The organism is Clostridium sp. Cult2, assembly GCF_021655075.1.
Lineage (GTDB): Bacteria > Bacillota > Clostridia > Tissierellales > Tepidimicrobiaceae > Schnuerera.
In genome coordinates this window covers 19,348-42,145 of sequence record NZ_PPXX01000112.1, presented here as the reverse complement: position 1 = coordinate 42,145, position 22,798 = coordinate 19,348, and the positions used below count along the sequence as shown (strand labels likewise).

At 31.1% G+C, this 22,798-nt stretch carries 17 protein-coding genes and 1 other RNA gene; 1 reads left to right on the top strand and 17 read right to left on the bottom strand.

Annotated elements, in window-relative coordinates; translation table 11 throughout:
• Positions 1-22 precede the first annotated feature (22 nt).
• The 7 genes from C3E90_RS12455 to C3E90_RS12425 all read right to left on the bottom strand — a co-directional run bounded on the left by C3E90_RS12455 (position 23) and on the right by C3E90_RS12425 (position 9,638).
• The gene (locus C3E90_RS12455; protein ID WP_236915996.1) at positions 23-4,495 is read right to left on the bottom strand and encodes a hypothetical protein; all 4,473 of its coding nucleotides are present in this window, start codon (positions 4,493-4,495) and stop codon (positions 23-25) included.
• Complete coding sequence (locus C3E90_RS12450; RefSeq protein WP_236915995.1) at positions 4,479-5,240, bottom strand: DUF6063 family protein; 762 nt, start codon at positions 5,238-5,240, stop codon at positions 4,479-4,481. The genes C3E90_RS12455 and C3E90_RS12450 overlap by 17 nt, the downstream gene beginning before the upstream one ends.
• On the bottom strand, positions 5,224-6,723 hold the full coding sequence (locus C3E90_RS12445; protein WP_236915994.1) for a hypothetical protein: 1,500 nt from the start codon (positions 6,721-6,723) through the stop codon (positions 5,224-5,226). The genes C3E90_RS12450 and C3E90_RS12445 overlap by 17 nt, the downstream gene beginning before the upstream one ends.
• Entirely contained in the window at positions 6,710-7,792 is a 1,083-nt protein-coding gene (locus C3E90_RS13540) for a Wadjet anti-phage system protein JetD domain-containing protein (RefSeq protein ID WP_236915993.1), read from the bottom strand. The genes C3E90_RS12445 and C3E90_RS13540 overlap by 14 nt, the downstream gene beginning before the upstream one ends.
• A 249-nt stretch (positions 7,793-8,041) precedes the next feature.
• Positions 8,042-8,347, bottom strand: a complete 306-nt coding sequence (locus C3E90_RS12435; RefSeq protein ID WP_236915992.1) for an ATP-binding protein — start codon at positions 8,345-8,347, stop codon at positions 8,042-8,044.
• A complete protein-coding gene (locus C3E90_RS12430; protein WP_236915991.1) occupies positions 8,329-8,673 on the bottom strand; it encodes a hypothetical protein in 345 nt (114 codons plus the stop codon). Before C3E90_RS12430 ends, C3E90_RS12435 begins: the two co-directional genes overlap by 19 nt.
• Before the next feature lie 122 nt (positions 8,674-8,795).
• Positions 8,796-9,638 carry a recombinase zinc beta ribbon domain-containing protein gene (locus tag C3E90_RS12425; protein ID WP_236916049.1) on the bottom strand — a complete coding sequence of 281 codons (843 nt, stop codon included), beginning with the start codon at positions 9,636-9,638 and terminating at the stop codon, positions 8,796-8,798.
• Between the two features lie 92 nt (positions 9,639-9,730).
• Here C3E90_RS12425 and C3E90_RS12420 point away from each other — a divergent pair, with 92 nt between their 5' ends.
• Positions 9,731-10,138 (top strand): LAGLIDADG family homing endonuclease, encoded by a 408-nt coding sequence (locus C3E90_RS12420; RefSeq protein WP_236915990.1) that lies wholly within the window; start codon positions 9,731-9,733, stop codon positions 10,136-10,138.
• Between the two features lie 326 nt (positions 10,139-10,464).
• On the opposite strand, the gene ssrA is transcribed toward C3E90_RS12420, so the two are convergent.
• The 10 genes from ssrA to gpmI form a co-directional block, all read right to left on the bottom strand.
• Positions 10,465-10,793, bottom strand: a transfer-messenger RNA (tmRNA) gene (ssrA, locus tag C3E90_RS12415).
• Positions 10,794-10,934: 141 nt separating this feature from the next.
• Complete coding sequence (gene smpB, locus C3E90_RS12410; RefSeq protein ID WP_236915989.1) at positions 10,935-11,399, bottom strand: SsrA-binding protein SmpB; 465 nt, start codon at positions 11,397-11,399, stop codon at positions 10,935-10,937.
• A 65-nt stretch (positions 11,400-11,464) separates the two neighbouring features.
• Positions 11,465-13,576 (bottom strand): ribonuclease R, encoded by a 2,112-nt coding sequence (gene rnr, locus C3E90_RS12405; protein ID WP_236915988.1) that lies wholly within the window; start codon positions 13,574-13,576, stop codon positions 11,465-11,467.
• 31 nt (positions 13,577-13,607) lie between these two features.
• Complete coding sequence (locus tag C3E90_RS12400; RefSeq protein ID WP_236915987.1) at positions 13,608-14,792, bottom strand: D-alanine--D-alanine ligase family protein; 1,185 nt, start codon at positions 14,790-14,792, stop codon at positions 13,608-13,610.
• A gap of 17 nt (positions 14,793-14,809) precedes the next feature.
• Positions 14,810-16,459 carry a UDP-N-acetylmuramoyl-tripeptide--D-alanyl-D-alanine ligase gene (locus C3E90_RS12395; protein WP_236915986.1) on the bottom strand — a complete coding sequence of 550 codons (1,650 nt, stop codon included), beginning with the start codon at positions 16,457-16,459 and terminating at the stop codon, positions 14,810-14,812.
• A gap of 55 nt (positions 16,460-16,514) precedes the next feature.
• Positions 16,515-17,276 (bottom strand): alpha/beta fold hydrolase, encoded by a 762-nt coding sequence (locus C3E90_RS12390; protein ID WP_236915985.1) that lies wholly within the window; start codon positions 17,274-17,276, stop codon positions 16,515-16,517.
• 245 nt (positions 17,277-17,521) lie between these two features.
• Positions 17,522-19,534, bottom strand: a complete 2,013-nt coding sequence (locus C3E90_RS12385; RefSeq protein ID WP_236915984.1) for a sodium-translocating pyrophosphatase — start codon at positions 19,532-19,534, stop codon at positions 17,522-17,524.
• A gap of 23 nt (positions 19,535-19,557) precedes the next feature.
• On the bottom strand, positions 19,558-19,785 hold the full coding sequence (secG, locus tag C3E90_RS12380) for a preprotein translocase subunit SecG (protein ID WP_236915983.1): 228 nt from the start codon (positions 19,783-19,785) through the stop codon (positions 19,558-19,560).
• Between the two features lie 139 nt (positions 19,786-19,924).
• Positions 19,925-21,217 (bottom strand): phosphopyruvate hydratase, encoded by a 1,293-nt coding sequence (eno, locus tag C3E90_RS12375; protein ID WP_236915982.1) that lies wholly within the window; start codon positions 21,215-21,217, stop codon positions 19,925-19,927.
• A 48-nt stretch (positions 21,218-21,265) separates the two neighbouring features.
• Complete coding sequence (gpmI, locus tag C3E90_RS12370; protein WP_236915981.1) at positions 21,266-22,798, bottom strand: 2,3-bisphosphoglycerate-independent phosphoglycerate mutase; 1,533 nt, start codon at positions 22,796-22,798, stop codon at positions 21,266-21,268.

The window sequence follows — 22,798 nt, the reverse complement described above, 5'->3', positions numbered from 1 at the left end:
GCTAACTTTCCAATAAATGTTTTTATACCATCCTCTTTCTTCCTCCATACATAACTTTTCCTGTAATTAAGCTGTCTTTAGCTCCTTCTCCAATCCTCAACTCCCAAAATACTGGGAATCTCTCACTGATTTCTACCTTTATAATTTCAGGAGCAGCAAAAGCTATTATTTGAAAATTCAACTTATCTGCAATTTCAAACACAGGATCTAATATATGTTTTGCTGAAGCCTTCCCAAAAGGATTATCAAGTATAAGAACTGTCCAAGGTCTTTCATTTCCAACATGTCTTTTCCTATAATTCATAAGCATCATTATTACAAAGGTATTTATTGAAAGAGTCTGTCCTCCACTTCCTTCTGGCATGTCTCCTTCTCCCTTGTTAATAGCTTCCCAAGTAGTATAATAATAATCCCTTGGTTTTGCATATTTAAATTCATTTTTTTCAGTCATCTTATAAACCATTAAAACTGGATATCTCCCTTGAAGGGCTTTAGAAAATATAGCCTTATCATCCATTAACTCTCTTAGTTTTCTATCATCAATATCCTCTATATTTTCATTTTCTTCAATTACCTTTTCTATAGCTTCAACGAAGTATTCTTTCAATAAAAATAGCACATCTTCCTCATCCCTTGGTAGCTTTTCTTCTCCTTTTAATTTAACAAGGGGAAAAGAATAATTATTTTCATTTATATATACCATACCCGCAACCATTTCTTTAAGTGATTCCACTATCTTTATTACCCTCTTTGAAGCCCTAATGGACCATTGATTCCTTGCTTGTTCTGCCTTTTCCTTATCACTAGATAATGTATTTAACTCTATTTGAAAATGGTTCTTCATACTACTGAAGGACTCTAAATTCCTTCTAAATCTATCCACTTTCACCTTTTGAATTTCATTCAGTATTCTATCCCTTAGCAATTCATCATGTACTTTAGTTTCAACATTATCCTCAAAAGCTTTTAAATATTCTTCTCCATTAGCTATTTCCCTATTTAAATCATCTTCAATTCTATTATATCTTTTGAACCACTCTTCCACTTCAGCCCTTGGATTTTTAACAACTTTTTGTTTCAATATTTTATTCATCTTACCCTTATGAAAATCCAATTCCTTATTAGCTTTCAAAGTAATAATATATTCATTTAAACCATATTTATAATCATTTATTCCCTTAAGTATTTTTTCCGCCTCATTTAAAAATTTCTCATTATCCTTATAATCATTTTCAATATTAATATTTTTTTGTAACAAATCTAAATCCTGCCATAGTTGGGGTGCTCTATTGAATCTTTTTCTAATCTTATTATTAATTTTCACAACTGAATTTTTCTTCTCTTCTAAGCTTCCTGATAATTTGTCTTTATCCGATTTTAAACTATCCAATTCTTTTTCAATGGCTTTTAGTTTCTTTTCTATTTCTCCAATAATGATATTTATTTCATTTAAGGGTAGATTTAAATTTTCATAATTCTCCCAAAGTACATCTATTTTATCTAAATCTATCCTACAATTCTCTATTTTTTCTTGAAAATAATCTATGTCTTTTTGAATAACAATAATTTGAGAATTTTTCCTTTCAAAATCACTAACCAATGCTCTTCTTTCATTTAAATCAATAAATATAGCATCTTCACTTATTACATAAGATGGCATAGCCAAAATTTCCAAATCCTTAGATTGTGCTAAACTCACCCTTGCATCAGGTAATACCTCTTTTATTTCTTTCAACTTCTCTTTTATTTCCAGATTCCATTTTTTAAATTCTAATTCATTAGATTCCTTCCTTTTCCTAATTCGGTGAATTTCCATATCTATTTCTTTAAGTTTAATCTTAATTTCCTCTAATTTATTTGTATTTTCCATATAAATAATTTCTTCTTCATCAAGGGATAATGTTCTCTCTACATATTTTTCTAATTTCCCTAAATTGTCTTTTCTTTTTTCCCCTTCAATTTTTAAAACTTTCAATGTGTTTTTAATTATAACCAGTTGACTCTCTTCTTCATATATTGTAGCCTTTATCGTTGTTTCTTCTCTTTCTAATGCTTTAAGAACATTTTCATGTTCACTAATTTCCTTTAAAACATCAAATGAGCTGGCATTATTCTCCCAATTTTTAATATCATTGATTAATCTATTTAAATTATTTACTCCACCCTTTATACTATTAATTGCCTCTTTTATATGGCTATATTCCTTATCTATTTCATTAATCCATTCCATGTATTTTTGATTATTTATGAAATCATAGCCTTTGTTATGCACTGATTCAAATTCCTTATCATAATCTTTATTCATGTTTTTTCTTAAATATATTGGAATTAAACTGTGAAGTAAAAAATCTTTTTCTATACTTTTTTCTATGGCTCTCCAATCTTCTTCATTTCCGATAACCAATCCATAAATAAAAGAAGGATTTATAGTAAGTATATTCTCTATTTCTTCATGGTCTAAACTATTTAAAAACTCCATGCCTGTTTGAACATTTATTCCAATTTCTATTATTTTTTCCTTAAGATTTAGTACGTCCTTGTTAGGTATCCAGTAATTTCTATCCCTATTTAGGGACTTATCAATATTGTTTTCCCAAAGATTCTTTTGTAATTCCTCTAATCTACTTTCCTTTTCCTCTAGTAACTCTTTAATCTTGTATAATTTCTCACCAATCCAACTTGGACTCATCTCTTCTCTAGTACTATCAATTCCCAGCTCCCAACATATTCTCCGTTTCAAATCTATTTCTAGTTTTTCCACATCATCTAATAATTTCTTCAGTTCTTTAAGTTTATCCTTTTTATTATTAATTTCTATTTCAATTTTATTTTTCTTAAATTTTAATTCATTGATATCCTCTGTTTTCCCTTCAATATTAGATTCAAGTTCTTTAATTTTTTCCTCTTTTTGGTTAAATTCATTCTTCATATCTTCTAGAAGTTTTTCTGGAAAACTCATACTAAAAGGATCAAATATACTTGATAGTTTTTTAAACTCTTCATCTAATTCTTCCTTTTTAATTAAAAATCTATTTATTATATCTTTAAGGTCCCTCTCCACTTGTAATACCTTGTCTCTATTTATATCTTTATTTTCCAACTTTCTTTCTAGATAATTTTTATACCCTGAATAATTAACGGAAATATCCTCCCATTTTATCTTCAATGAATTCCACTTTTCTTTAATTATTTCATCTAATTCCTCTACTCTTTTTCTGGCATCATCTAACTCCAAGGCTTTTATTAGCCTCATCTTTTCATCTAGCTTTTCTTCTAAAGAGTCATTATGCATATTCATATCCACTAATATTCTGTTTATCTCATACAATTTATTTTCTTTCTTTAATTGATCAATACTGCTTTGTTTTTCATTTATACTGTTAATCAATTCTACATTTTTTTCTTCAATTTCCCTTATCTCTTTATTTACTTCAGCATATTCTAAATTAGCTCTTTGAAATGATAGTTCTTCCTCTTTTGCTTTGCCTTTTTTTATTTCATTTTCCCACTTTTCTATTTCATTTTCTGCATTTTTTTCTTCATCCTTAATAATGAAATATAAATCATTGCCATCAATAATACATCTTTCTTTCATATCCAAAAACTTTGTACCTATATCTGCATTTTCTATTAGAGGATTAAGAGCTATTATTAAATCTCTAAAATCTCCTTCTCTTTTCAGCAAAATAGGTAAGTTTTGAGTGATATATAAATTGCTCTTGAACATTTCCTTTAAACTATCACTTTCATTATCATAGTTTTTCATATTTTCAGATATAGCAGGAAGTATTAAATTATCAAATATTGCTTTATTGTCAGTGGCTCTTTCAAAATAATCTCCAACTCCACCTTCTACTTTGTTTATAACCTTTAAAATTTCCCATTCAGATTTATAAACCCCTAATCTCCTCATATATTCATAAAAATTAGAATCAAGTCTTTTTACACTAGATTGAGAATATCTTACAAAATCCCTTCCATTGTCAGCAATAAATTTTTCAAACATTTCATAATCAACAGATTCACCCTTATCCTTGTCATAGACTGGAATATTTTCTAAGGTATAAAAGCCATTGTTTTCATGTTCATAAGTATATAAAAAATAATTAAGCCCTGTCTTTTCTTCCTCTTCATCATTTTTTGATGTGCCTCTCTTATATGCTTTCATGCAGATTCCTGTAATAAGCCATTTTTCTGGTAATGTATCTAATTTCCATTCTAATAGTACATGCAAGGTATATGGATGCAATCTACCTTTTTGATCATAAAACATAGAAATAACTTTGTTTCCATTATTCTTTCCCCATCTAGTTTCAGGCATCATTATTTGAAATAGAAGCTGCATCATAACACCTTTTCCACCACCATTTTTCAATGTAAAAAGGGTATGATCTGGTTCTATATTTCTCGTAAGATTATAGATAGAGTTTTCATGCTCTTTTTTGAAACCATCATACTTACATCCAACCAATCTGATTTTAGAAATCCTCGGCATCTAAAAATTCCTCCTTTGTGTCCTCTATAAGACTCATTATCTCTTCATACCTTTCTTGCCTATGATATAGATAATTCAATCTTTCATATAATTCATCTTTAGGTATTATTCTAGATTCTTTTATCATATCTATAATGAGTCCTTCATCTTTTAGAGGCCTTAATGCTTCATGGATAAATCCTAGTCTTGTCTCAACGGAAGTGCTAAATGGAAGTTCTTCACTCTTTGATGGTTTTGAATGGGAAAGTTCTATTGTCCATAATGTATAAATATCCTCAATAGCTAGAGCCCAATCCTTTGAAAAATTTTCTTCTTCGTGGGTTCTTTTTTCCCAAGATTCGATAATCTTAGTTATAATCTCTTCTAATTTGTAATAGGATATACCCTCTTCCTCTGCCCTAAGCCGCACAAACTTTTCTTTGTCAATTACTGATAAGAATATACAAATGATGATGTTTGCTAAATAAAAATATTTCTTTTTCTTAAGTCCTTTATATTTAGTCTTCATATGTGTGTAGGAAGTGGCAAACATGGAATCATAGGAATTACTAACTAAATGTATATTGCCACCAACATGAAAAACTATAAGTCCTCCTTCATCAGCCATAGTTTTGACAATTTCCCTTACTTCTAAATTTTCAATATACTCATTTCCCAGTGTATCATTAATAGATACTATTTTGTTTTTTAATAGATAGAAAAAAACTTTAGAAGCTTTTTGTATGTTTTCATTTGAATAACTCATCGTTCCCATCCTCCACATATATAGTATAAGGAGATATATGTATTTCTCTCCACAAAAGAGGTTCTTTATCTATTTGGATTTTACTCTTAATTTTTTTCTCATGAAGAGCTTTATATTTTCCATCACTTTCACATAAAAGACTGAAAAGATTTAATCTCTCGTCTATTCCTTCAAAATTCTCAACTAAAACTACTTCCGATATGGCAAACATCATGAAAAGTTCAATGTTCTCTCGTTGACGAAGCCATTTTTCTTTGCTCTCATTACTTATCTCATTTAATTCTCCTATAGAAAACCGACCATTTTCTAAAAGTGAATCAAATATATTACTCCATAACTCAACTATAAGTTCCCAATCGGTTCCTTCGGTAAACCAGTTTTCCTCTTCTTCCTCTTCACCATATTCTATTATCTCTTGTGTATAAGTCTTCACCAGCTGCTCTTCCCAAGCCCAATTTAGTGGATATATAAAGTCAACTTGAGGAGAAAAAAGGGGTGACAATATAAGTTCTAGTTGGTTAAAATTTTTAAGTCCATTTTTCACTATGGTATTTTGCCAAATATCTTTTTTAAAACTTACATTTGAAGTCTTCCAAAAACTCTCTGGATATTTAACCCTTACTTCCATCTCATAAGCTATATTTTCCATAACTATCTTAGCTAAATTGTCATGAAGTATCCTAGCCTTTTCTAAATTTTCAAACATCATTTCTGCTTCGTATTTTTTTTCATCAGGGAGTGATTCATATCTACTCTTCCATGAAAACATATCTTCAAATACGCTTTGCTCATCTTCAAATTGTTTTCTTATTTCCTCTTCTGTTTTTCTTGCGTTTCTCTGCTTGTCAAAAAAGATGACTTGAGGATCTCTTATCATGTCCTGTCTACGATCCTTTTCTCTTTTGATTAATGTTCTAACTCTAGCGATGAGATTATCTACACTACCCTTTGCCTTGGTGAAATTTCCTGTTTTTATTAATTGAAGGGTATAGAATTGTTCTACATCGAAGCCAAATTCCTCTAATATCTCCCTCGTAATGAAAATCATCTCTTGGGATTCTTCAGTAAGCATGTAAACTGTAGAGCCACCTTCTTCCCAATGACTGTGTTCCCTATCTTCTTTCAAATACCTAAATACATATTCTTCTCTATTTTGGGTTTGCTCATTGTAAATAGTAGATTTAAAATTTTCTTGCCTGCTTGGTTCTCTATACCATAAGGTACCATCTACAATTCTATCAATATTCTCTTTCGATGTTTCTATTTGCATATCTCTTACTATCTCTTCTGCAATATGAATAATATCCATCCTGGTTCTATTTGGATTGTCCGTTAATTCTCTTCTAAATATATTTAATAGAATAAGAAAACATATTTCATGGGAAAATTCATTGAGTTCTCCTACATCCATGCCTGTCCCCAACATTCTTATTGGTTCGATTTTTTTCATTCTATCAAAAAATCCACTTTCAATTACTCCCAAATTTATCACCTTTCAGTATGTATTCATAAGTAATATACTCCTGGGGAATCCTTAAATCCTTTGTCCACAACTCTTTCAATACTTCTCCATAATTTTCAAGAGAATGACTAGCCAATTCACTTAATACAAAATTTAAATCCAAAATATTTTTGTTCTGACCAATACAAGGATGCTTATTTGCAATTTCTAAAAGCTGTATAAATGCTTTAAGATGTAATTTTATATTTAAATTACTATACTTCCTTTTAAAACTTCTATATATCATGAAACCTTCAGGATCAATATCTCCAAAATATAGTATTTCTAATTTAAATGGTGAAACTAATTCTTCTATAAAGGAGAAGCTGTTTATTATCTTTTTTCCTTGACCAAATATAAGTAAATCAGGTACAACCCCAAAAATATCTATTCCACTTTCACAAGCTCTTTTATAAGAAAAGAAAGTAGAATGATTCTCAAGGATTATTACCTTTTCTATATTTTCTATTCCCCTTTTCCAGTATATAAACATTTCTCCATATTTTTTCATTTTTAAATCTTCATATGTAATATTTAGTCTTGTAAGTACTTTGTTATCAATTTTTCGTTTTCTTCTAGAATACAAAAATTTCTCATCATAAAAAAGTTCCAAAGATCTTTCTTCTAAACTTGCCCATTCTCTATTGTCTATTGTCTTTAAAAAATTATAAATATTTTTTATATATTTCCATTCCATTTCATTTTGACATTCTAAATGTCTTTCATAGTATCCAAAATCAAGTAAATCGGACATTTTCATCATTTCACTTTTATCCCATTTCCCAATCTTCTCCTGAGTTATTATCCTCCATTTAACTCTAAGTGGAGGATTCATTCCATTATAATCTGAACTTATTATCTCTTTAACTATTCCTTCTTCTACTGCTTTTGTAAGTCCATTATATAATCCTCTATAACCACCATTTTTTTCATATCCACTTTTCCCCTTATATATATGGATGAGATGGTTTTCCAATTCTTCAAGTTCAAATCGTTTTCTATTGTTGGTATTTGTATAGATTTTTATAAATTTAACTATATCCTTATACACAATTCCACCACCAAAATATTAATTAAACATATCCATATCAATAATAGACTAATAGGATGCCGATTATGGCAGAAATAATGCTTTGGGAAGTCCTTTTCATGGTAATATATCTCCTTATATTCTATCACATAATGCTAACATCCATCCATGTAGCTTTCATGATAATATATTCTATATAAATATAATTTTCCCTCTTTTATTGTCAAAGGTATCCACTTGAAATAATAAATAAACCAAATAGTTTTATCTTTATCTTAGTCTATAAGTTGTGCTTGGACCTTTCCCTAGCTTTTGTATCATGTTTTTATCTATGAGATTGTTCAAAATTCTAAGAGTTTTCGATTTATCAAAACCTGGTTTTATAATACCATCCATATATTCATTATTTATTCTCATTATTCCAGTTCCAAACTTTTCTATTAAATCTAATCGATAAAAAGCACTAGCTATTATAGGATTCCTTAACACAGAAATATTTCCATATAAATATTCTTCTTTTGAAAAACCCTCTGGTAATCCTCCTGGAGAATTTATTTCTATTCTGTCATCGTACATAGAAATTTGTATATATGAATTACATCCCAAATTCTATGAACTATTGCATTAGCCAATGCTTCCCTAAATGCCTCTTTTGGAATTAATTCCTTTTTTAATCTATTATATCCTTCTATTTCTTCGTACTGGTAATACAATTCAAAAACCTCTATGGCCCTGTCGTATTGAAATAATAAGGATTTATTACTAATTGTTTCTCTGTATAAAATTTGATTAATATTTCTCCCAAATCTAACTATATCTATTCCGGAAAAATCCAAATTATTTTTATCCGCTAGTAACTCTCCAGCAATATTCCACATATATACATCAATTATTTTAATCACATATCCTTGATTGCCCTTATTCTATCAAATAAATTAACTAATTTCTACCAAATCTTATTTGAAATAAAAATAATCCACTAGTCTAAAGCTCTATAACCTTTAAACCAGTGGGTTCTGATTTTTTATGATAGTTCCTGTTTAATTTTAGTTCCATCCCTGAAGTAAAATGTAATATCATCTTCTATAACTACCTTATCTATGGTAGATGTCCACAAAGTTTCATCAAAATCTGTTAATATTGAATCTTGGCTTTTAAGTCTATCTATAAAGGTATCTATGCTATCTTTTCTAACCTTATTTTCTTGTTGCTTTTCTTCAATTTCATTTAATTCATCTTGGGCCTTTTTGTATCTTTCAACTAAATCATTATACTTTTTTGAGTATTCCTTCTGGTCCATAGCCTTTCTAGAATTCTCATCAACTATCTTTCTAAATAATTCTTCTACAACTTCCATCTCATTTTGAATATTAGCTACCTTCTTTTCAAGCTTTGTTGTGTCTAGAAGTTCTTTTAATATAACTTCATAGCCCATTATAATTTCTTCTTTATTTTCTATTAAGCTATTAAAAGCTTTGATAAATGCTTCTTTAATCTGGTCCTCATAGATATGTGGAGTTTTGCACTTCTTTTCATTCTTAAACTTGTGGTTACATTGCCATATGGTTCTTCTGTATTTACTATTTGAATGCCAAACTTTACTTACATAAAAGCTTCCGCATTCACCAAATACTATTTTTCCAGAAAAACAATTCCCACCAGTCTTATAGCCTTTAGCTTCCTTTCGTTTTTTCATCTCAAGTTGCACTAGGTCAAAGGTTTCTGGTTCAATAATAGCTGGATGGCTGTTCTCTACATAATATTGTGGAACTTCTCCTTCATTAATCTTTTTCTTCTTTGTTAGAAAATCAACTGTATAAGACTTTTGTAATAGTGCATCCCCTTTATATTTTTCATTTTGTAAAATGCTTTTATTTTTGATAAATTATAATTGCTTATAACATACATAAATTATACAATCTTAATTGGAACATAAGTTTATTTTAAGGGGGACCTATTGTGACTGAAACAGAAAAAGCTTATATTGCGGGCATTGTTGATGGCGAAGGTAGCATTATGCTTACACGATTTCACAAAAACGAATACCCATCACCTTGTGTCTCCATATCTTCTACTGATATGGAACTATTAGAATGGATAAAGAATACCACAAAAATGGGAAGGATTATTAATAAGAAGAATTATAATAAAGAGAAACATTTAAATTCTTATACTTATAGAGTAATATACGATGATGCTCTTAAGCTTTTAGAAGAAATCGAAACTTATCTAGTTATTGAAAAGAAAAAGCTTAGGGCAAGACATATTTTAGACAATTATAAAAAAGTTACTCCTAGAAATGGTAAATATTCCGAGGAACTAGAGCAAAAAAAGGAACAATTTTATGCCGACTTCATGGCATTATAAAGGCCTTGATTAGCTTATTCTAATCAAGGCTTTATCATCTTTATGGTGGAGGCGGTGGGACATGATATCCTATAGTTTCCTAAAGGCACTGACTATATCTTGAGGTCTTTAGGTCTTTGACCCCTCTGGCGTATTATGGAAGTATATTATTGTTTTCACCTTCCATCCTAGTACTGCATATTCCTATTGAACTTAGCAGTCTATGAGTCGATACAGGGCTGTTGGATTTCTCCACATACCCCTCGGTATTAGCATAGGTCTATCCTTTAGCCTTCACCGATTAAGCCAGATTTTCACCTATAGATTGCTCCATAGGGCGACTCCTCTGAATCGAACCCACGTCCGAAAACATTTCCACAAGAGTTTCTCCGAGTGCAGTCAGTAATTTGACATTCCCTCCACTAGACTCCTACTGACAAGATTCTAGCTTTAGTAGCTTCATTATTTCCGTTCCTCACTCAAAGCTTTGTAAGGCTCGGTTCCCCACTAAGTTGGCGCCCTATCCCAAGTCGTGGGATTCTCGGGTAAGACGTGCTGCTTTAATTAAGCAGCAAATGCGTAATTATCGTTTGCGTTTAATTCAAGTTGCCACTTTTAACGTTGCTTGGCGTCAACGACTCGCTACTCTCGATTCCACATCCCCGTCGAAACCTTTTCGCCCCCGTATGAAATTGTGATACCTTTTTTGGTGCATTAATAATTATAGCAAAATATTGATATTATGTCAATCAATCTGATTTTTTTATCACAAATCCCTTGATAGTAAAAGCAAGACCCTTCGCTACACTCAGGATGATTACCTATACTTTTCTGAGGCATGCTGTTGCATTCTTCTTTCTGCATCTCTTTTTGCTATATCTTCTCTTTTATCATATAATTTTTTACCCTTTGCTATTGCCAGTTCTACTTTTACTAGTCCATCTCTAATATATACGGTCAATGGCACCAAAGTATATCCTTTTTGCATAATTGCTGATGATAATCTTCTAATTTCTCTTTTGTGTAATAGAAGTTTTCTCTTTCTTATTGGGTCTACATTGTAGATATTCCCTTGCTCATAGGGGCTAATATGCATATTATATATGAATACTTCTCCATTTTCTACAACAGCATAACTTTCCTTTACATTTATCTTTCCCTGTCTTATGGATTTCACTTCTGTTCCTTTTAAGGCTATTCCTGTTTCTATTGTATCTTCAATAAAGTATTCATGTCTTGCTTTCCTATTAGTTGCAACGACTTTTACATTTTCTTTTTTCATGTAAATCACCACACTCATTTAATCTAGACTATAGTTTATCAGGCTTTAACAAGGCTGTCAATTATTTAAGGTACTAACATAAAGTCTACTGTTCTCTTTACCAAATCTGCCTTTATCACTTTTATCTTTACAGTATCTCCTAATTTGTATTTCTTCTTAGTAAATTCACCAATAATATAATAATTTTCTTCATCGTATTCATAATAATCATCTAACATATTGCTAAAATGAACCAGTCCTTCTACTGTATTTTCCAACTGGACATACATACCAAAGTGGGTTAAGGATGAAATCATTCCTTCATATATATTACCAATCCTCTTAGACATATACTCAGCTACCTTTAAATCTTCTACTGCTCTTTCAGCTTCTTCAGCTGTTCTCTCAGTTATAGATGTATGTTCTGCTACTCTTGGTAGTATTGCCTCTAATTTAGCTTGTTCTTTAGAGTTCAGTTTCCCCTTATAAAAAGATTTTAATATCCTGTGAATTTGTAAGTCTGGATATCTTCTAATAGGAGCAGTATAATGGGAATAATATTTGGCAGCTAATCCAAAATGGACATCTGGTTCGCTACTATATCGAGCCTTTTTGAGAGATCTTAATAATAAGGTGTTTATTAATATTTCTTCTTTTTTCCCTTTTACTTCCTTAGTTAACAATTGTAAATCCTTTGGATGAACTTCTTGAGTGCCTTTTATCATATAACCAAGATTGTGAATAAATTTATTAAAGCTATTGATTTTTTCCATATCTGGTTCTTCATGAATTCTATATAGAAATGGCATTTCTGCCCAATACATGTACTCAGCTATGGTTTCATTACACACTAACATAAACTCTTCTATCATACTATTTGCTATTCTTCTATCTTCCTTAACAATATCTGTAGGAATACCATCCTCATCTAATATTATTCTAGATTCTGGAAAATCAAAATCTATACTTCCTCTTCTTTCTCTTTTCTCATATAATATATGGCATAACTCTTCCATTAGCTTTAACTCCTCTACAATTTTATCCATATTATCAAAGGCTTCGTAGTAATCATTCTCTAATAAATCAGAGACATTATCATAAATAAGTCTAGCCTTACTCTTAATTACACCTTCTACTATTTCATGGTCTATTACATTACCATTATTATCTATCTCCATAAATACGGATAGAGTCAATCTATCTACATTAGGATTTAAGCTGCAGATACCATTGGATAATTCTTTAGGAAGCATAGGAATTACTCTATCAACTAGATATACGCTATTACCTCTTTTGTAAGCTTCTTTATCCAAAGGAGAGTTTTCTGTCACATAATGGGACACATCAGCTATATGAACTCCTAGTCGATAGTTTTCACCTATCTTTTCAATGGAAACTGCATCATCTAAATCCTTTGCATCTGCTCCATCTATGGTAAATGTATTTAAATCTCTTAAATCAACTCTATTTTTAATTTCTTCTTCCCTTATCTCTTGCTCTATTCTTTTAGCTTGTTCTTGTACTTTTTCTGGGAATTCTTCTGGTGGTTTATATTGTTTCATTATTGAAAGTATATCTACGCCTTTTTCTCCCACATATCCTAATATATCAATTATTTTTCCTTCTGGATTCCTTCTCTTTTCTGGCCATCTAGTTATTTCTACTACTACCTTTTGGTTGGTTTTAGCTCCATTTCCATGGTCCTTTGGTATGAATACATCATAGGCAATCCTTGAATCATCTGGTATTACAAAACCAAAATTTTTACTGCTTTCATAGGTTCCAACTATGGTCTCATTTGCTCTTTCTAATATCCTAATGACTTCCCCTTCATCTTTCCTGTCCACTAAGCCTTTACTAATTATTCTTACCACCACTTTATCCCCATGAAGAGCTCCATTTATTTCTTCAGCAGGAATAAATATATCCTCTTTCTGTTTATCCTCTGGAACTAAGAACCCAAATCCCTTTTCATTACCCTCTAGCTTTCCAACTACTAAATTCATCCTTTGGATAAGGCCATACCTATCATTTCTTGTCTTTATTATTACCCCTTCTTTTTCCATCTCCTCTAAAACTTTGTAGAAAGCCTTTATCTCTTTTCCTTCTAATCCAAATTTAATAGCTAATTCCTCTTTAAGCATTGGTTTATACAATTTTTCTTCCATAAAGTTGATTATATTACGTTTTATCCCCATGTGTACCCTCCAATCTTTAGTGCTCTTAATTTTAAATCCCTTTCATACTAGTAGTTTTAGTACCTCCTAAATGAACCTTATTAAATAAATCCGCCTCATAAATGTACATGTTTTCATTTTTATCTTTATGGATTTCTATAGCTATATTTATCATTTCATCTATCAACTTATTGAATGGATAACCTTTCTTTTCCCATAGATAAAAAGCTATGGACCCCGGTAATGTGTTGATTTCATTTATGAATATATTATTATTCTCATCTAATAAAAAGTCTATTCTAGAATTTCCACTGCAATCAATTGCTATAAAGGATTCTTTAGCAAGTTCTTCTATTCTTTCTCTTATATCATCTTCAATATCTGCAGGGATTATCCTTCTACTACTTTCTTTACCTGCCCCTTTAGTATTACTTTTAATATATTTATCCTCAAATGTTAGTATTTCTTCCCATCCTAAAGGTTCTTCACATAAAGAGGCTATCACATTATCATTATATCCCATTACAGCACAATTGATTTCTCTTGGATTTTCAACAGCCTTTTCAACAATTATCTTCCTATCATATCTTATAGCTATTTCAATAGCATTTATTAGGCTCTTCCTATCTTTAGCTTTTGAAATACCTATACTAGAGCCTAAATTTGCAGGCTTAATAAATAGTGGATAATCTAACTTTTCTTCAATATCATCAATTATTTTTTCCTGATTTTCAATCCATTTATTTCTATAGAACCAATTGTAATCAACAATAGGTAAACCCTTAGCTTTAAATACTTCTTTCATAAGTATTTTATCCATTCCTACTGAAGATGCCAAAACTCCACCGCCTACATAGGGTATATTCATTAGTTCAAACAGCCCTTGTATAGTTCCATCCTCCCCATTTGTACCATGGATAGTTGGAAATACAATATCTATTTTATCTATTACTTTGTTTTTAAACAATCCAATGCTATTAGGGTGAAGATATAGATTATGGTCATTAGAATTTAGAGATAGTACTACCTCCTGTAAACCTTTAAAATTATTATCTTTGTAATTTTTAAACTCTTTTAAACTATTTCCCGTAAACCATTTGCCTTGTTTATCGATATAAATAGGAATTGTATCATATTTTTCCTTATCTATATTTTCTATTACCTGTAATCCTGTAATTACAGAAACCTCATGTTCAACACTACGTCCGCCAAAAATAATAGCTACTTTCTTTTTCACTTAAAATTCCCTCCTAGCTATTCATTATAAGTATCAGGTAAATCATTTTCGAATAATATGACATCCTTTGGTCTTGCAATTCTCTGTATTATATTTGTAGCTTGCTCTAAATCCTTTACAACAAATATATTATCTTTATTGTATCCTGTTTTCATCAAACCTTCATAAATTGGAATAGTTCTATTTTCTCCTATTAGGATAACAAAATCACATACCTTACCAATATTAACTCCTAACTCTCTATTAGCTTCTACTTCCATTGCACCTAGTTCTATCATGCCTGGAGTTACTATTATCTTTCGTCCCTCCTTGAACTGTGATATTACGTCTAAAGCTGCTTTTGCTCCAATAGGGTTAGAGTTGAAAGCATCATCAATTATTATAACTCCTGTTCCCGGATTTATTATATTCAATCGGTGAGGAATAGGTTGGATTTTTTCAATTCCCTTCTTTATCTCTTGAAAATTTAGGCCCATGGCTATAGCCACACAAACTCCTGCTAAAATATTATATATGTTATGTTTACCCAATAGTTTAGTAGTACATCTTATGCTATTACCTTTTTTATCCACAATGGTGAAAGTAGAGCCCATCTCCGAAACTTCTACGTCTTTAGCATATATATCTAATTCTTCAGCCTCGTCTATTCCATAGAGAATTTTTTCTTTAAAAGTTTTATCCGCTAGTTTCTTAATATTCTCATCATCATAATTAAATATAGCTACTCCATCTGTTGGTAATTCTTCAATTAATTCATATTTTGTCTTCATAATATTATCTAAATTTTTGAAGGTTTCTAAATGTGTAGGTCCAATGGATGTAATAACTCCAATTTTAGGCTTAGTCAACTCTGCTAACTCCCTAATATCTCCTATATATCTAGCACCCATTTCTGCAATAAATACTTGGTGTTTCTCGTTTAATTGGTTATTTATTACCTTACTTAAACCCATAGGAGTATTATAGCTTTCTGGTGTATTTAATACTTTATACTTTTCCTTTAATATAGTCCCAGTTATAAATTTTGTGCTGGTTTTTCCAAAACTTCCTGTAATCCCTATAACATGGAGGTTTTCCATAGACTTTATTTTTTCTTGGGCTTGTTGGAAATAATACATATTTATGTTGTTTTCTACGGGTTTAATTATTATATTGGATAGATAGATAGTTTCAGATTGAAAATAGTAAAATAAGGTGCTTGTAAACAACATTATTGGAAAATAAAATAATCTATCCTTTGTTATTTTTATATAAACTATATAAACCACTGATATAATTACAATATTCAATATTAAATTAGTAGCATAAAGGCGTTTAGCTCTATTTGTAAATACCAAAGGTTTTTTTGCCTTTTCATCTTTGGGATTTAATGTTAACACCATACAAAATATCCAAAGTATATTATACAGAACCCAAATAAATAATCTCATCCATTCATGTTTATTAAATAATATAGTTCCTACTATAAATAATATAGTCATTATTAGAATATATATAGAATTCTTATTCAATCTTTTAGTATATGCTTTACTACTTTTTTGTAACCATTTTCTATATTCTTCTTCATTATATTCTTGCAATTGCATCATATGTAAAAAGAATTTTGATCTCTCTACAATTAAGTACAGCCATATTAACATTAAAAATAAAATAACTTTACTATTCAAACTTACTCACCCCATAATCCCTATTACATTTATTATTTCTCTAAGGTATAAAACTTTAATCTAACAAAAAAGCTTTTAATATTATTGCAAATCTATTAAAATCCTCTAAATACGAATAATGTCCAGTACCTTCTAGTACAACCAATCCACTTTCTGGTATTTCTTTTTCCATTATTTCCCCCATATATAATGGTGTCGCTGTATCCTTATCCCCCCATATTAATAATGTAGGAGATTGTATGTTTTTAAGTATTGGCTTTAAATCTTCGTTAACAACTTTCACAAGAATATTCCTCATAATGCCTTCTGCTTCTTTATAATCTGTAGAACCGAATTTTTTATAAAACTTTTCCATTCTCTTATCATCATCTATCCAAAAAGAGAAAGTTTTATATAGAAATTTTAATGTTTTAAAAGTATAAACTTTCAAATAATAATTTAAACCTCTTTTTGGTATTAATCCAGCACTATCAACTAATACTATTTTATCTACTATTTCAGGATAGTTTGTTCCTATTAATATAGATAATTTGCCTCCAAAAGAATGTCCAATTAATATTACCTTTTTAATTTGCATAGTATCAAGAAATTTTTTCACGATTCTTGCATAATCCTCTGAACCAAATACTTCTCTTGGTGCTTCACTTGCTCCAAACCCAGGTAAATCTACGGCATAGACTTTGAAATAGGGTTTTAATAAGTTTACTATAGATAAAACCGTATTTATATTGGCTCCCCATCCATGGAGTACCAGTAGATCTTTTCCTTCTCCTTCACATATGTAGTTTATTTCTGTATCTTCAATATTAACCTTCATGTTTAACCTACCTTTATCAGTTTTTCTGATAACAGGCAGACATATAGGTCTGCCTCTACTATAAATATTATTAACTATCCTACTATGAATATAACAGATAATATTAAAAACTTCCTGCTAATAAGAAATTATATCATATTAATCAAATAAAAACATAAGTTAAAACCTTACCTTAATATATAATTTACTTCAAACAATTTGACGGTTCTTATCGTTTACTAACAATAAGAACCGTCCCAGTTAATTTATTTAAATAGGTTGAATAATATTCCACCGTAGTTTAAGAAAAGCTCTGCAAATACCAAGGATACTATGGTCATAAGTTTTATCAATATGTTTAACGAAGGACCTGAAGTGTCTTTGAATGGGTCTCCTACTGTATCTCCAACCACTGCTGCCTTGTGAGCTTCACTTCCTTTTCCTCCATGGTTTCCTTCTTCAACATATTTTTTTGCATTATCCCAAGCTCCTCCTGCATTAGCCATAAATATTGCCATCAATACTCCAGTAACTAATGCACCTGCTAACAATCCTCCTAAAGCTTCTGCACCTAATAATAATCCTACAAGTACTGGAACTACCACTGCCATAATCCCAGGGATTACCATTTCCCTTAAGGCTGCCTTTGTACTTATATCAACACAGGTGCTGTACTCAGGGGTTGCTTTCCCTTCCATTATTCCTGGAATTTCTTTAAATTGTCTTCTTACTTCCTCTATCATACTAAATGCAGCTTTGCCAACTGCCTCCATTGTCATAGCTGAGAATAGGAAAGGTAACATACCACCAATGAACATTCCTGCAATTACTGCTGGTTCTGTTAAGTTGATTCCACTTAATTCTACTGCTTGAGTATAGGATGCAAATAATGCTAAAGCAGTTAGTGCTGCTGAGCCTATAGCAAATCCTTTACCAACTGCAGCTGTAGTATTACCAACTGAATCCAATTTATCTGTAATATCTCTTACTTCTTCAGGTAAATCACACATCTCTGCAATTCCACCAGCATTGTCTGCTATTGGACCATAGGCATCTACAGCTATAGTCATTCCTGCTGTAGAAAGCATTCCTACTGCAGCTAATGCAATACCATATAATCCTGTAGCTGTATCAGTTAATCCTCCTGATACATAGAAAGCAATTAAAATACCAATAGCTATTATAATTATTGGTCCACCTGTGGACATCATACCTACAGACAAACCACCAATAATATTAGTGCTAGCTCCTGTCTCTGATTCAGAGGCTATTCTCTTTACAGGACTATAATCAGCTGATGTATAATATTCTGTTATTCTTGCAATTATCAAACCTACTGCTAAACCTGCTAAGATAGCTACAAAAGGTTGATATGAATCTAAAATTCTTCTACTCAAAACAAATGCAACAATTACAGTTATTATTGAACTAACTAAAGTTCCATTATTTAATGATTTTTGAGGATCTTTATCTCCCCTTACAAAATAAACACCTATTATAGAAGCTATTATTCCTACTGCTGATAATGCTAACGCAAATTTAACTCCATCGTCACCATAAGCTACCAATCCCAATGTAATTGCAGATATTATAGCACCTACATAGGATTCAAATAAGTCTGCTCCCATCCCAGCTACGTCTCCAACGTTATCTCCAACGTTATCTGCTATTACTGCAGGGTTTCTTGGGTCGTCTTCTGGTATACCTGCTTCTACTTTACCTACTAAGTCAGCCCCTACGTCAGCTGCTTTAGTATAAATACCTCCACCAACACGAGCAAATAAAGCTATTGATGAAGCTCCTAAACCAAATCCTGTTATTATTGCTGGCTTTTGAAATAGTATGTATAACACACCTACTCCTAATATTCCTAATCCAACAACACTCATTCCCATTACTGCACCACCAGAAAAAGCTATATTTAAAGCTTTGGTCATGCCTTCTTCCATAGCTGAGTTAGCTGTCCTTACATTTGCCTTAGTAGCTACTTTCATGCCAAAATATCCTGCAAGGACTGAAAATATTGCCCCTAATAGGAAAGATATAGCAGTTGCCCAATTAATAGCCAACCCTAATATAATAAACAAGGCAATTACAAATATTGATAAAGCATTATATTCTCTCTTTAAAAAAGCCATAGCCCCTTCTTCTATATAGGAAGCTATTTCTTTCATCCTATCATTTCCAGGACTCACTTTTTCAATAGAATTAGCTTTATATAATGCAAATAGTAAAGCTACTATACCAACTATTGGTGCAGCTATTATTGCAAAATCCATTTAAACATACCTCCTAATTTTTATTAAATTGCTGCAAGAATTAATGCAGATATCATAAACACAATCGCTGAAATTGTGGTTATTCTACTGAGTATAGCTTCAAAAGATCTAATTTTTGATTTACCCCAAAGACCTTGAGAACCTCCGCCACCAATGGCTCCTAATCCTTCAGATTTGCTTTCTTGTAATATTACTGAAATAATCAAAGATATACTTGATATGAGAAATATTATCGAAAAAAAGATTGTCATATTTGCACCTCCCAAATTGAATTTAGAAAAATCTATATTATTATACCTAGTAAACAAGAATATTTTAACACAGAGACCCGATAAAATCAATACCGTTAATAATTTGACATACTAAAAAGGAATAGTAAGGCTAGCCTTACTATTCCTTGATATTATAGAATGCTTTCTTTCCTTTGTATTGACTATTCATTCCAAGGAAATCTTCAATTCTTAGTAATTGGTTATATTTGGCTACCCTATCAGTCCTTGAAGGTGCACCAGTTTTAATTTGTCCTGCATTAGTTGCTACTACTAAATCAGCTATGGTAGTATCTTCTGTTTCGCCTGATCTATGGGATACTACTGCAGTATAACCGTGTACTTTTGCCATTTCTATTGTATTTAATGTTTCAGTTAAAGTTCCTATTTGATTTAGTTTAACTAATACGGAATTGGATACTCCCATATCTATTCCTTTTTCTAGACGTTTAGTATTGGTTACGAATAAATCGTCTCCCACCAATTGAATCTTATCTCCTAATTTATCGGTAAGCTGTTTCCAACCTTCCCAATCGTCTTCTGCTAATCCATCTTCTATGGATATTATTGGATACTTATCTACTAAATCTGCATAATAATCTATCATCTGATTTACATTTAGTTCTCTGCCTTCTCCTTCAAGGTTATATACTTTTCTTTCTTCATCATACATTTCAGTTGCAGCTACATCTAAGGCTAAATACACATCTTCTCCTGGTTTATATCCTGCCTTTTCAATAGCTTCAACAATCGTTTTTAAAGCCTCTTCATTGCTAGATAAATTTGGTGCAAATCCTCCTTCATCACCAACGGCAGTATTTAATCCTTTTGCCTTTAGTACAGTTCTTAAATTGTGGAATATTTCTGCCCCCATTCTAAGAGCTTCTCTAAAGTTTGGTGCTCCCACAGGCATAATCATAAATTCTTGAATATCTACATTGTTATCAGCGTGTTCTCCACCATTTAATATATTCATCATTGGTACAGGAATAACTTTGGCATTTACTCCACCAATATATTGGTAAAGAGGCATTCCTAATTCATCTGCAGCTGCTCTTGCTACAGCTAAGGAAACACCTAATATAGCATTGGCTCCTAATTTTCCTTTGTTTTCTGTTCCATCTAATTCTATTAGCAAATTATCTATACCTATTTGATCATATACATCCATTCCAATAATTTCATCTGCTATTATATTATTGACATTATCTACAGCTTTCATAACACCTTTGCCTAAATATCTTTCTTTATCACCATCTCTTAATTCTACTGCTTCATAAGCTCCTGTACTTGCTCCTGATGGAACTAAAGCTCTACCGTAAGCATCTTCTTCAGTCCATACTTCTACTTCTACTGTTGGATTTCCCCTAGAATCTAGTACTTCTCTTGCATATACATCTGTAATTAAACTCATTTTTTCATCCTCCTTATTCGCTTAGCGAAAATTTTAAATTTACAATTATTAAAGTCTTATAAGACTTTGACCTGTCATTTCTTTAGGTTTTTCTAATCCCATCATATCTAATAGGGTAGGTGCTAAGTCTGCAAGTATACCTTCCCTCAATTTAACATCTTCTTCACCTACTAATATTAGTGGAACCATATTTGTTGTATGGGCAGTAATTGGACTATTGTCCTTTTCATTAATTATTTTTTCTGCATTTCCGTGATCTGCTGTAATTAATGCTTTACCACCTTTTTTTAATAATAAATCTATTATCTCACCTAAGCAGCTATCCACAGTCTCTACCGCTTTAATAGCAGCCTCTACTACTCCAGTATGTCCTACCATATCAGGATTGGCAAAATTTAAAATAATTAAATCATATTTATCCATATTTAATCTATTTAACACTTCCTCTTTTACTTCTATGGCACTCATTTCTGGCTTTAAATCATAGGTTGCTACTTTGGGTGATGGAATTAAAACCCTATCTTCATTTTCATAAGGTTCTTCTCGACCACCGTTGAAGAAAAAGGTTACATGGGCATATTTCTCTGTTTCTGCAATTCGTAACTGACTAAGTCCTAAACTACTTACATACTCACCTAAAGTATTGTCTGGTTTTTCAGTCTTAAAGGCAATATGCACATTTTCTATAGTTTTATCGTATTGGGTCATAGTAACATAGAAAGTTTCTACTTTTTTATCTCTTTTAAATCCGTCAAAATCTTCATCTACAATAGCTCTTGTTATCTGTCTTGCTCTATCTGGTCTAAAGTTAAAAAAGATTATCGAGTCTCCATTATCTATAGTAGCTACAGGTTTTCCTTTTTCAGTGATTACCATTGGAATTACAAACTCATCATATATTTCCTCATCATAAGATTTCTGTACTCCATCGGTAGGGGATTCATTCTCTCTTCCTTTACCTAAAACCATAGCATCATAGGCTAATTGTGTTCTCTCCCACCTTTTATCTCTATCCATAGCATAATATCTTCCAGATACAGTAGCAATTTCTCCAACACCTATTTTCTCTATATTGTTTTGAAGTTCTATTAAATGTTGTTTCCCAATAGTAGGAGGTACGTCTCTACCATCTAGGAAAGCATGAATATATACATTCTTAAAACCTTCTTTTGCGCATAATTCTAATAGAGCATATAAATGGGTATTATGGCTATGGACTCCTCCATCAGATACTAATCCCATAATATGGAGTTTTGAATGGTTTCTCTTTGCATTATCTATGGCTTCTAAAAACTCCTTTTTCTTGAAATAATCCCCATCTTTGATGGACTTAGTTATTTTAGTAAGTTCCTGATAGATTATCCTTCCGGACCCAATGTTTAAATGTCCTACTTCTGAATTTCCCATTTGTCCCTCAGGTAATCCAACAGCTAAACCGCTAGCTTCTAGTCTTGAATTAGGATATTTTTCTAATAATCTATCAAAATTTGGCGTATTTGCTAAATATATAGCATTACCTTCATATTGTTTACCTATACCCCAGCCATCTAATACTATTAACATTACTGGCTTTTTAATCAT

Coding starts and splice junctions, on each gene's coding strand:
- C3E90_RS12455 (WP_236915996.1), bottom strand. CDS start 4,495: ATGCCGAGGATTTCTAAAATCAGATTGGTTGGATGTAAGTATGATGGT.
- C3E90_RS12450 (WP_236915995.1), bottom strand. CDS start 5,240: ATGAGTTATTCAAATGAAAACATACAAAAAGCTTCTAAAGTTTTTTTC.
- C3E90_RS12435 (WP_236915992.1), bottom strand. CDS start 8,347: ATGTACGATGACAGAATAGAAATAAATTCTCCAGGAGGATTACCAGAG.
- smpB (WP_236915989.1), bottom strand. CDS start 11,399: ATGAAAAAAGAAAATGTAAAAGTCGTTGCAACTAATAGGAAAGCAAGA.
- rnr (WP_236915988.1), bottom strand. CDS start 13,576: ATGGGGATAAAACGTAATATAATCAACTTTATGGAAGAAAAATTGTAT.
- C3E90_RS12390 (WP_236915985.1), bottom strand. CDS start 17,276: ATGAAGGTTAATATTGAAGATACAGAAATAAACTACATATGTGAAGGA.
- C3E90_RS12385 (WP_236915984.1), bottom strand. CDS start 19,534: ATGGATTTTGCAATAATAGCTGCACCAATAGTTGGTATAGTAGCTTTA.
- secG (WP_236915983.1), bottom strand. CDS start 19,785: ATGACAATCTTTTTTTCGATAATATTTCTCATATCAAGTATATCTTTG.
- eno (WP_236915982.1), bottom strand. CDS start 21,217: ATGAGTTTAATTACAGATGTATATGCAAGAGAAGTACTAGATTCTAGG.
- gpmI (WP_236915981.1), bottom strand. CDS start 22,798: ATGATTAAAAAGCCAGTAATGTTAATAGTATTAGATGGCTGGGGTATA.